8 protein-coding genes and 1 pseudogene are annotated in these 10750 nt (G+C 69.8%); 4 read left to right on the plus strand and 5 right to left on the minus strand.

All coding sequences use genetic code 11. From position 1 onward, the window contains the following. Positions 1-674 precede the first annotated feature (674 nt). The 3 genes and pseudogenes from AB0I73_RS38360 to AB0I73_RS38370 form a co-directional block, all read left to right on the plus strand. A pseudogene (locus tag AB0I73_RS38360) lies at positions 675-930 on the plus strand (XRE family transcriptional regulator); the annotation flags it as partial. Between the two features lie 174 nt (positions 931-1104). Next, complete coding sequence (locus tag AB0I73_RS38365; protein WP_363045035.1) at positions 1105-1353, plus strand: helix-turn-helix transcriptional regulator; 249 nt, start codon at positions 1105-1107, stop codon at positions 1351-1353. Then, entirely contained in the window at positions 1350-1886 is a 537-nt protein-coding gene (locus AB0I73_RS38370) for a hypothetical protein (RefSeq protein WP_363045036.1), read from the plus strand. The genes AB0I73_RS38365 and AB0I73_RS38370 overlap by 4 nt, the downstream gene beginning before the upstream one ends. A gap of 927 nt (positions 1887-2813) precedes the next feature. On the opposite strand, the gene AB0I73_RS38375 is transcribed toward AB0I73_RS38370, so the two are convergent. After that, positions 2814-4067, minus strand: coding sequence for an MFS transporter (locus AB0I73_RS38375; RefSeq protein ID WP_363045037.1), 1254 nt, complete (start codon positions 4065-4067; stop codon positions 2814-2816). 483 nt (positions 4068-4550) lie between these two features. After that, positions 4551-5468, minus strand: a complete 918-nt coding sequence (locus tag AB0I73_RS38380) for a cellulose-binding protein (RefSeq protein WP_363045038.1) — start codon at positions 5466-5468, stop codon at positions 4551-4553. Positions 5469-5729: 261 nt separating this feature from the next. On the opposite strand from AB0I73_RS38380, the gene AB0I73_RS38385 reads away from it, so the two are divergent. Beyond that, entirely contained in the window at positions 5730-6731 is a 1002-nt protein-coding gene (locus AB0I73_RS38385) for an IS630 family transposase (protein ID WP_363045042.1), read from the plus strand. Positions 6732-7099: 368 nt separating this feature from the next. On the opposite strand, the gene AB0I73_RS38390 is transcribed toward AB0I73_RS38385, so the two are convergent. From AB0I73_RS38390 to AB0I73_RS38400, 3 genes are all read right to left on the minus strand, one after another. Next, the gene (locus AB0I73_RS38390; protein ID WP_363045039.1) at positions 7100-9772 is read right to left on the minus strand and encodes a Helicase associated domain protein; all 2673 of its coding nucleotides are present in this window, start codon (positions 9770-9772) and stop codon (positions 7100-7102) included. A 43-nt stretch (positions 9773-9815) separates the two neighbouring features. Continuing rightward, complete coding sequence (locus AB0I73_RS38395) at positions 9816-10349, minus strand: hypothetical protein (RefSeq protein WP_363045040.1); 534 nt, start codon at positions 10347-10349, stop codon at positions 9816-9818. A gap of 209 nt (positions 10350-10558) precedes the next feature. Further along, on the minus strand, positions 10559-10750 hold a 192-nt coding region (locus AB0I73_RS38400), incomplete at its 5' end, for a hypothetical protein (RefSeq protein ID WP_363045041.1).

Raw genomic sequence — 10750 nt, forward strand, 5'->3', positions numbered from 1 at the left:
GGCCAGGTCTGGATCAACGACCCCATCAAACGAGCGCAAACCGAATCACAAATCTCATAGCGAAGTAAACGTCTCATTTGACTTGACAACTACCGGTTCGGCCCGGTCGGCTGAGGCACGTTGTAGGGCAAGTTGAGAGGCAAGTTGTAGAGCAAGCTGGCGGGCAAGTTGTAGGGCAACTTGCAGGGCAAGCCACCGCGGCGGGGTCTGCCAGGGAAGCAGTCGGCGTGCCCGGCCCCCCTTGACCAAGCCTGTGACGTGCGGGTTTGCCCGTCAGGGCCGGATCGGTGAGGCGCCCTGCAGAACACCTTGTGGGGCGCCCTGGAGAACGCCTTGCCAGGCGCCTTGCAGAGCGTCCTGTGAAGCGCCTGGCAGAGCGCCCTGCCGGCTGCCGGCCGCTGTCGCCGCGTCACCGAAGCTGCCCAGGGCCGCCCCTGCCCGGCCGCCGACGGGCGCCGGCCGAAGAAGCCGCCACCCGTCGGCGGCCGAAGACGCTCCAGCCCCTGCCGCGCTACCGTCAAGACCCGGCGGATGCCGTGCCGGTCTTCCTGACCGCCACCAGCGCCGCCTGGGCCAGGTTGCTCACCGACACCTCGCTTTCCCAGGCGATCACCCCTTGACCACCGCCGCTTTCCCAGGCCCCGACCCCTTGACCGCCCGTGTGAACACAGGCCACCCGCGCCCGCTTCGGCTTCACCGCCGCCCCCCGGCACCACCGACGACGCCCGCCTCCGCCACCTCACCCTCGCCCCGCCCCCGCAGTACGCGGCCGGCCTCTTCGATGCCCAGGACGCCGGCGCCGGTGAGCGGCAGCTGCGCGGCATCGCCGCCGAGGGCCTGGGGGAGGTGTACTTCCGCGACGGCGGCCGCCGCGCGACCGGCCTGGAGGTGCAGTTCACGGACGTCGAGCACCTGCAGTTCGAGCTGTAACCAGGCGGGCGCGAACTTTCGCACCGGCCGGGGTGTGATCGAGCGCTGCAGTTGGCCCCTGAGCACTTGGGTTGGCCCGGCCGAGCGTGAGAGCTGCCACAGCGATACCCCCCGGGTCCACAGAAGTGCTGCCCGGTGTTGCAGTCCTCACTGACAATGTAGTAGTTCTTATACATGAGCGAGCAGGTGCACAACAGACTGGCGATGGTGCGCGCCGAGCGGAAGGTGTCGCGGCAGCGCCTGGCCGAGGCGGTGGGAGCGCACTACCAGACCATCGGCTACATCGAGCGGGGGCAGTACAACCCGAGCCTCGACCTGGCACTGAGGATCGCGAAGTTCTTCGAGCTGCCGGTGGAGGCGCTGTTCTCCCTCGAGCCGTTCCGGCCGCTCACGGATGAGATCTACGGAAGGAAGACGCCATGACGACCACGCCGCTGACGCGCTACGACCGCGGCATGCTGCGGCTCATGAACGACCGCCGCAGCCGACCGCTGTACGCCACGGCCGCCCGCCGGCGCCTGGTCGTCGCCGCACATCTGGTGCTGACCGCGGCCATCGGCGGGCTCCTGACCTACTTCTTTTTCGCGGAGGGGGAACCGATCTGGGCATTCGTCGTGGTGGTGGTGCTGTTGCTGCCGTGGATGGTCGCGACCGGGGTGATCAACGCGGCCACCCGTGGCCTGCTGGAACTGCGCGAGCGAGCGCTGGACGAACGCCAGTCCGCCGAACGCGCCCGGGTGCAGGCCCGCGCCCACCGGGCGATGACCGTACTCCTTGGTGCCACCGCAATCGCCGCCGGCCTGTCGACCGCGGGTGCGGCCGACGGCAGTCTCCCCACGGCGCCTGCGGCGGCGGTACTCGTCGCAGTCCTTGCAGTGCACTGGCTGATGCCGTTGTGGGTGGCCGGCCTGACGGCCCAGGACGAGCCGGCCGAAGACGACAGTCCCGCTCCCTGACGCGTTCGCCGCGCCCGGCCGGCAGCTGATCGCCCAAAGCATCAGGGGGCGGCCGGGCCGACTCAAGTGCTCAGGGGCCAACTGGAGCGCTCAGTCACATGTTGTGGTCGACGTCCAGCCTCGCGGGCCTCGGCGCGGCCGGCGGGGAAGGGAGCCGCGTACACGCGATTTCCCCGAACAGGCGAGGTGGTCAACCAGCTTCGCCGCCGTAGCCGGACGCCACCGGTGGCACATGCAGCACCCGAGCTGACGCGTGTCGGCGTTTACCAGTGTTGGCGCCGTGGGGCCGGCGTCCAGGGGGCGGCGTCCGGCGTCCGGACGCGGTTTTGGTTCGGTGGCGGCCGGGGCGGCGGGGAGGCGTTCGGCGGCGAGCTGGGCGCGCGGCGCGGGCGGGCCGGTGTCCCGCATGCGGGACACGTCGGCGTGGGTGGGTCCGGTGCCCAGCGGGCGGCGGCGGTCGGTCATCGCCCGATTCTCCCCGCCGCCGGAACTTCTTCACCGCTCGGTCGGCTGCTCCGGCCCGGCCCAGGATGCGCGCGTGTCGCGCGTGCGAGGCGGTGAACTTCGGCGAGCACCCGGCGGCGGTCTGGGCGGCGGCGATGCCCGGAGCAGGGCGCCGGGACCCGGCAAAACCGGGCCGGTACTGCCCGCAGAAGCCCCGTAAAGGGGTGTCCCAGGGGAGTAGTCGGCGCGCCCGGCACCCCTTGACCAAGCCTGTGACGTGCGGGTTTTCTTGTCAGGACCGGATCGGTGAGGCGCCCTGAGAAACACCTTGCAGGGCGCCCTGGAGAGCGCCTTACCGGGCGCCCCCGCCGAGCACGTGGGCGAAGCACTACGCCGACCAGGCAACGGCCGAACGAGCGAACCTGAAACCCCGCAAACCCGCCCTGACCAGCTAGTCAGCACCTCTCGCACAGCGGGGGAAGCTCAGGCTCGGAGGGCGGGGTCGTTGCGCAGGCGGAGGAAGGTGACGAGCAGGGTGAGCGCCTGCAGCACGGCGCAGGCCCCGATGAGGCCGTTCAGGTAGGGCGGCGGGGTGAGGGCGAGCAGGAGGCCCGCGAGGGGGAAGGGCAGCAGCAGGAGCAGGATGGTCAGGGAGAGGGTGGTGCCGAAGGCGGCGGGTGGGATGACCTGGGAGCGGAGGGTGCGCAGGACGACGGTGAGTCCTCCGTCGGCGGCCATGAACAGGGCGATGAGGGCGACGTAGCCGGTGTAGGAGGGGGTCTGGGGCACGGCGAGGCAGGCGGCGGCCGCGACGGTTGCGCTGATGACGCCGACCCTCCACAGGCCGAGCCGGTCCAGGCCGGCCCGGCAGCAGGCGACCGCGATCAGGGTGGCGGCCGCGGCGATGGACCAGAGCGCGCCGGCGGCGGCCGCGGAGTGGCCGAAGCGGTCCTCCACGAGGATGGGGCTGGCCGCCTGCAGCAGCCCGAGCATGAGGTTGGAGCAGGCCAGTCCGGCCACGAGCCGGCGCAGGGACGGCAGGGAGCGCAGGGTCTGCCATCCTTCCCGCAGGCCGCCGCCCGGCGCCGGTCCGCCGGGGCGGGCGGCGCGCAGGGGGGTGGGCGGGGTCTGCAGGGCGAGTGCGGCGGAGGCGAAGGACAGCACGCTCAGGCACGCCAGCATGCGGGTCGGCCCGGTGAGCAGCAGGACACCGCCCAGGGCCGGGCCGACGAGGGTGGCCGTCTGGTCGATGCCGATCAGCACCGACTGCACCTTGTGCGCCTGCCCGTCGGCGCGGCGGCTGACGGTGGCGCCGACCGCCTCGTTGGCGATGAAGCTGAACTGTGTCAGCGCCCCGGTCACCGCCGCCAGTGCCATGACGGTGACGGTCTCGCCCGTACCCGGCGGCAGCAGGACGAGCGCGACACCACCGCCGGCGACCAGCAGGGCGCGGGCCAGCGAGGCGAGGAAGCACACGATCGCCGCGCCGCTGCGGTCCACCAGAGTGCCGGCGAAGCCGAACACGGCCACCCGGGGTATCCACTCCAGTGCGAAGGCCAGGCCGGTCAGGGAGGCGGAGCCGGTGGTGGCCAGCACGGCGAGCGGCATGGCATAGGTCGCCATGGAGTAGGCGAGGGCATCGCAGGCGCGCGGTGCGTAGACCCGCCGGAACAGGCTGCCCGTGGGGACGGCCGCGTGCCGGCCGGCCGGCTGGACCTCAGGTAAGGAGACAGTCACGACGTGGGGGTCTTTCGCTGAGTGGGGGAGGGGATGGCCAAGGCGTTGCCGGCCGCTCACGCGGGGGTGAACGCCACCGTCGGACGAGCCATAGGCAGGACATAAATAACGCTGCACGTGAACTCCGCTCGAAACGCCGCGAGGTGAACAGGGGGGCGGGCCCGCCACGGGGGATGAACGGGCCCGCCCCTGTCTTGGTGCCGCCCGCGTACCTCTCCCGGAGTGCAGGCGGCGACTATCCGCGCCCCACGCTCAGCCGTGGAAGCGGGTGTCCTGCCTGCACGGCTGCGGCTACGTCGGCACCCCGAGATCCGCCCGAGCATCCTGTACGTACCGCGCTCATGGAACACCGCTCGCCGCAGTTCCACCTCCGAGCCGGAATGATCGTCCTTCACTACCTGGGAGTAGATCACCGGTGTGACAAAGCGAGTCGGCTGAGTGAACTCCTTCGGCTCCGGCGAATCCTCGTGCCTCGATACGGAGTCAAGGTGCAGTGGATGTTGTTTCGTCATCGAACGCAAGGGCTGAAGTTGCTGTGCTGCCTGTAAGGGTGGCGAGCATGGCGCGGATATTGGTCAGTTGTGCGCTGATGCTCTCGCGGCGGATGGTCAAAGCAGCGAGTTCTCGTTCCAATTCGCTGCGCATTCGGTCGGCCTTGTTGTTCGCCTCGGTGAGGATGTCGTCGGCCTGGTGTTGCGCTGTTTGCTTGGTCTCGCTGGCGCGGCGTTCGGCGTCCCTCCGTAGCTTCTCGGCTTCCAGGCGCATTTGTTCGGCGCGGTGCTCGATTTCCGCGAGTCGTGCTTCGACTTTCGCCCGACGTGAGGCCAGGTCGCGTTCGGCTTGGTCGCGTCGCTTGGCAAGACCTGCTTCGAAATCCGCTGCGGCCTGGGCGGCGCGGGTGCGGGTGTCTTCGAAGAAAGCGTCTGCTTCCTCCCGGACGGCGGCCGCGTGTTTGTTTGCCTCAGTGCGCAGTTCGGCGGCCCGCGCCTGGGCGTTCTCGACCATTTGCATGGACTGTCGGTCGTTTTCGGCTTTGAGGTCGGCCGCGAACGTGTCGGCGTCTGCCCGCAGACGGTCGGCCGCTGCCCCGGCCTCCGCATACTCGTGATCGGCGGCCTCGCGGGCCGCGCAGCCCAGCTCCTCGGCTTCTTCCTCAGCGAGACGAAGGATCTCTTCGATGCGGGGACCTAGGAGCGCATACGAGGGTTCAGCGTCGCTGTCCTGCGCTTGGGGGGCCTCTGTCTCTGCCAGCAGCTCCTGGATGCGTTGTTCCAGTGCGGTTATGCGAGAGAGGGCCTTGTTGCGGTCACCGACAAGCTCGTTGACCCGGCTGTCGACTTGATTGCGGTCGTAGCCGCGACGCACGAGGTCAAAGAGCGAGAGGGGGGAGGTTTCGGTCATGGAGTTCCTGTGGAGAATTCGAGGGGAAACTCGGCTGCAGCACGACTCGCCAGTAACCCGCTGAGTTGAGTCACTGGATGATCCTTTTTATCAGAAAGATTCGCTGAGTAATCACCCAGCCTCAGTTTGTTATGTAACCTTTCAGTCACTGCAGGGACATATTGATCCGAAACGGTTTGGGTTCTGGGTCATGGGTGGGGCGTGAGCGATCTGGTGGGGGACGCGCGGCATCTGTCGCCGTCGGCACAGGAGGCCCTGCGGCTGCGGGCGGTGGCTGCATTGGTGGCGGGGCGGGCCCGTGAGGACGTGGCGGCGGTGTTCGGGGTGTCGCTGAAGGCGGTCGACACGTGGTGGACGAAGTGGCAGGCCGGCGGCCGGGAGGCACTGGTCATGCGGCCCCGGGGCAAGCCGGTCGGTGTGCACCAGCTGCTCGGTGAGGCGGAGCAGGCCGCAATACGTCAGGCGGTCCTCGAGCACCGGCCCCGCGACGTGGGCCTGAGCGGGCAGCTGTGGACGCGGCGGTTGGTGGGCGAGCTGATCGCGAAGCTGTACCGGGTGCGGCTGACCGAGCCCGGGGTGGGCAAGTACCTGAAGCGATGGGGGCTGTCCTTTCAGCGCCCGGACAAGAGAGCGGTGGAACAGGACCCCGAGGCTGTCCGGCGCTGGCACCAGGAGACCTGGCCGGCGATCCGTGCGAAGGCCAAGAAGGACGGCGGCGAGATCCTCTTCGCCGACCAGGTCGGCATCCGCTCCGACCAGGTCACCGGTCGTACCTGGGGCGAGAAGGGCAGGACCCCCGTGGTGCGGCGGAGCGGGAACCGGTTCTCGGTGAACGCGATGTCGGCGATCAGCACCAAGGCCCGGATGCACTTCATGGTCTTCACCGAGAGCTTCACCGCCGAGGTGATGTGCCGCTTCCTGGACCGGCTCGCCGGCCACTTCGACCGCAAGGTCCATCTCGTGGTCGACGGGCATTCCGCCCACCGCTCGCGGAAGGTCCGCGCCTGGCTCGCCGCCCATCCCGACGACGTCGAGCTGCACTTCCTGCCGCCGTACTCGCCCGAGCTGAACCCCGACGAGCTGGTCAACGCCGACCTCAAGCACAGCCTGCCCCGGCAGCACCGGGCCCGGAACCAGACCGAACTCGCCGCCGAGACCCGCCGGTTCTTCCGCAGACGGCAACGTCAGCCGCACATCGTCCGCGGCTACTTCGGCGGCCCCACCGTCCGCTACATCCTGGACGAGAACCCCATGAGTTTCTGATCAATAAGCATCTTCTCGCGTGCGAAGCCGGCTGCCTTGAACCGCCGTTCCGAGCGGCGGCGGGCCCGGTCGTCGCACTCGGCCATCAGCAACTCGGCGAGGAAGAGCTCACAGGCCGGCCATGGCCAGGCGACCGCCCTGGCAGCACGCCGGAGCATCCCCGAACCGGAAACTCGGCCAGTCTGCCCGTACAACCCGGCACGAGATGGGAAACAGAAGGTCCTTCCCCCTCGGGAATGAAGGAAGGCCTCCCTCAACCAGCCGCCGCTCCCTCGCCCTGTACGAAGCGGCCCGAGCGCCAGGCAAGGCAGGTCACAAGCGGCCCAGGCGAAAACGGCACGCGAAGATGAGTCTTTTGTGCGGAAATGTCATGCCCAGTTGACGCCCAGCTCCTGCAGTGCGGCCTGCTGTTCCGCGCTGAGTTTGTCGCGCCTCGCGCGGGTGTTGGAGATCCATACCCCGAGCCGGACCGTTACCGGTTCTGCGTCGCCGTCGACCGCAATCTTCTCAGCGTGGCCGCGCGGTACAGGCCGGTGGGCGCCTTCCCGCTCGACCCATTGTGCGAGGGCCGCCAGTCCGCGTTGGAACGCCTGCTGCGCCTTGCCCGGCCCTTTGGCCGCACGCCCGGCTGCCGGGGCCGCGGACGGCGCCGGGGCGGGCCTGATGCCCAGCATTGTCAGTCGCCCCTGCTGCTCGGCCGACAGCTGCTTCCAGGTGTCCGGCTGTTTCTGCCGCTGCAGCCACTTGCCGATGTCGTCGCCGTCGAAGAGGACGCCGGGCTGGATGTCGGGCAGGCGGCCGTGGGGTTCGTCGGCGGCGAGGTCGGCGAGGACGCGGTGGTGGCGTTGCCAGTCGAGCGGCCAGGGGCAGTTCCAGTCCGGGTCGATCGCGGTCAGCTGCTGCGCGCGCTCCGCCGCGCGCTCCGCGTCCTTGCCGAGGCCGTCCTTGCGGCGGAGGTTGGCCAGATGCTGCCCGATGGGCACCATCGCCTCGCCCTCACCCCACACCGCGTCCTGACGCGGAGCAAGGTGCCCGGTGGCCCGCCGGTACGACCGCAACGCGGCGAGCTTGGCCTCCCACGCCTCCTCACCGGGCTCCCACACCATCCCGGCCTCCGGCAAGTCGAGCAGCTCCTTGCGGCGCCCCTCCAGCTCACCGGCCCGCAGCGCCTTCCTCTGCTGGTGCACCCACCGCCCAAGTGGAAACGCCTTGGTCGCGCCGACCTCGGTCTCGACGTCATAGGGCACGGCGTGCAGGCCGGTGATCTTGTTCTCGGTCCGCCAGCGGATGAGGGCCTGGTAGCCCTCGAGCCAGACCAGGGACTCCGGCCGGTAGACCCGCGTGCGCAGGAACGCGGCGATGGTGGCGGCGTCCCGGGGCGTGGAGAAGTGCAGCAGCGCCGACCCGGCGGCGGCCTGTGTGTCGCCCTGCTCCTGGTCCTCGCCGTCACCCTCGCCGCCGGCCCCGATGATCCGCCCGTCCTCATCGCGCCTCACGTGCACGGTGCGCTGTCCGCTGGTGAGGGCGCGGGAGGCAAGCTGCTCCACGAGTCGTTCATCGTGGGAGCGCAGGCCCTGCAAAACGGCGACAAGAGGGCGGAAGCTGGCGGAGGCGACCATGTCGGTCGGGTCCTCGCCGGGCTCCAGGAACACCGGCACGATGATCCTGGCCACCTTGGTGCTGCCGTCGCGGTTGAGGCGCAGGGCCCGGCCGATGTTCTGCACGATCTCCACCTGCGAGGTGCGGGTGTCGGCGAAGCACACAGCTTCCACGCCCCGTTCGCCGGTGATGTCCACGCCCTCCCCAAGCACACGACAGCTCGCCAGGAACGCCCGGTGCACCCGCCGACCGGCCGCGTCGATCCCGTTTGCGAACTGGCGGATCACCTCGCGCCGCTCGGCGACGAGGTGGTCGCCGCACAGCCACGCCGACCAGACGCGGTCCGGGGGTACGTGGCGGCCGGCCTCCAGCTCGTAGAACCGTGCGTCGATCGACGACTTCGGCAGCTCGTCCGCAGCCGCCAGGTCGTCATCGGAGGCGTCGTTGCCGTACAGCTCCGCAGCCGTCTGGGGCATCTTCTCCGCGAACGCGGCGGCCTCCTCCACCTTCTGGTGGAAGGTCATGACCGTACGCAGGTTGTACGCCGCCGCGTGCTCCAACAGTGCGGTCTGCAGCAAGGCGAGGCGTCGGCCCCGCTGCGCCTCCTCGGACTCCCCGAGGGCGGGTGAGGGGTCGCGGATCTCCAGGACGTCGATTTCGAATCCGGCGAGGATGCCCCGCTCGATGGCCTCGCTCAGCCCGAGTTCGGCCAGCCACGAACCGTAGGTCCCGTCCGGGTCGTCGGCCATGCTCGCGATCTCCAGCTCGCGCCCGTCCGTGCCCTGCTGCGGCCGGGGCGTGGCCAGGATGCGCGGCGTGGCGGTCAGGTAGAGCCGGTAGTCCGCCGGGATGCGGGCGTTGTCGTGGATCGCGGCCCACGGCCTGCCAAGATCACCTGCGGTTGAGTGGGCCTCGTCCACGATGGCGAGGTCGAAGCCGCTCATCTGCTGCCCGTAGAGCCGCTCCCCGCCCGCCAGGGCGGCCTCCAGCGGCCCGCGAACTTTCCCCTGGCCCAAGGGGTCCTCTGGGTCCTCGCGATCCACCAGGGAGGCGTACGTGGCGAACACGACGACGGGCCCGCTCCCGGCCCACAGGGCGAGCTGGATCGGGTTGGTGGTGGTGCGCACCCCGAGCCGCTCCAGGACCTCGTCCTTCTCCAGGGAGCACACCGCGACCATCGGGGAGCGGTGGCCCACCAGCCGCCACGCCTGAGCGGTCTGTGCGAGCAGGTCCAGGGTCGGCACGGTCACCAGGATCCGCCCGCCCGGGAAGCACTCCAGCGCGCACGCGGCGGCGGTGATCGTCTTCCCCGACCCGGTCGCGGACACGATCGTCCCCCGCGCCCCCTCCGACGGTACAGATGATCTTGCAGGGAATCCCACCCACTTACGGAAGGCCGACTTTTGATCGACCTGGTGTTCCCGAAGCCGAATACCCAGCATTCCCACGCTCCTCCTCTGTCTTCTTTTCTATTCGCTTCGGAAGTCACCAGGACGGTGTGAAGGGCGGGACGGACACCGTGCCGTCCTCGCCCACGACGATCCGCTCGGCGAGCTGGGCCAGGACCTCAGAGGGGCGCAGCCCCGTCCGGCCGGCCACCGTCTGGATCAGCCGACTGGACGCGGCGGACAACCGGACCTCCACCCGCAGCTCATCCGCGTCCTCCCCCCGCCGTTCCCCCAAGCCGGCCTGCGCCGCAAGAGCACCAGCAAACCGTTCCTCACGCTCACGAGCCCACACCGAGCCCTGAGCATCCCGCTCCGGCTCGTACACACTCCAACCCACTGCAGTCATCAAGTCCCTGACGCGCCGCCACTCAGCGTGCTGGACCAGCCAGATGACAGCCAACCGCTCCCGGTCCATCTCGAACTCATAGAAGGAACCGTTCCCCCTCAACTGCTCCGCGGTCTCCCGCTCACGGACAGCGGCCTCCGCCACCTTCTCCGCAACGGCGGCGACGTCCAGGCCATTCGCCTGACGCCGGACCTGATCCCGCGCCACGTCCTGAGCACTCCACATGCGTTTTCCCTTTCCCGAAAGGCGCGGGCACCTGGACCCGCATCGGGTGATTGAGGGGTGTCCCGTGTTTCCACCAACACTACATACTGCATCAACCTGATGCGCCCACTACACCAGCACCCGACACGAACGAGCCACCCCCACTCTCGCAGCCAGCCCGGCCCGCGAAGCGGGCCCCAACGGCCCTGGAGGCGCAGCCGGAAGGACCGTCAGGCGAGGGAGCGCAGCGAACCCGCCGGCCCGGGCTGCAGCGCAGCGGAAGCCTGAGCGGGACGCAGTCCCCGCAGCTCCAGGAGCGCAGCGAACGGAGCGTCAACCCCGATGCGCAGCATCGGGGTTGTGCGGGTGGCGCAGCCACCCCCCCCCCGCGCCCCCGCGGCGGGGGCGCCCCCCCCCCGCGC

The sequence above is a fragment of the Streptomyces sp. NPDC050388 genome (assembly GCF_040655635.1).
Classification (GTDB): Bacteria; Actinomycetota; Actinomycetes; order Streptomycetales; family Streptomycetaceae; genus Streptomyces.

Excerpts from the sequence above, each read along its gene's own strand:
- AB0I73_RS38365 (WP_363045035.1), top strand. The coding sequence starts at position 1,105 with ATGAGCGAGCAGGTGCACAACAGACTGGCGATGGTGCGCGCCGAGCGG.
- AB0I73_RS38390 (WP_363045039.1), bottom strand. The coding sequence starts at position 9,772 with ATGCTGGGTATTCGGCTTCGGGAACACCAGGTCGATCAAAAGTCGGCC.
- AB0I73_RS38370 (WP_363045036.1), top strand. The coding sequence starts at position 1,350 with ATGACGACCACGCCGCTGACGCGCTACGACCGCGGCATGCTGCGGCTC.
- AB0I73_RS38395 (WP_363045040.1), bottom strand. The coding sequence starts at position 10,349 with ATGTGGAGTGCTCAGGACGTGGCGCGGGATCAGGTCCGGCGTCAGGCG.
- AB0I73_RS38380 (WP_363045038.1), bottom strand. The coding sequence starts at position 5,468 with ATGACCGAAACCTCCCCCCTCTCGCTCTTTGACCTCGTGCGTCGCGGC.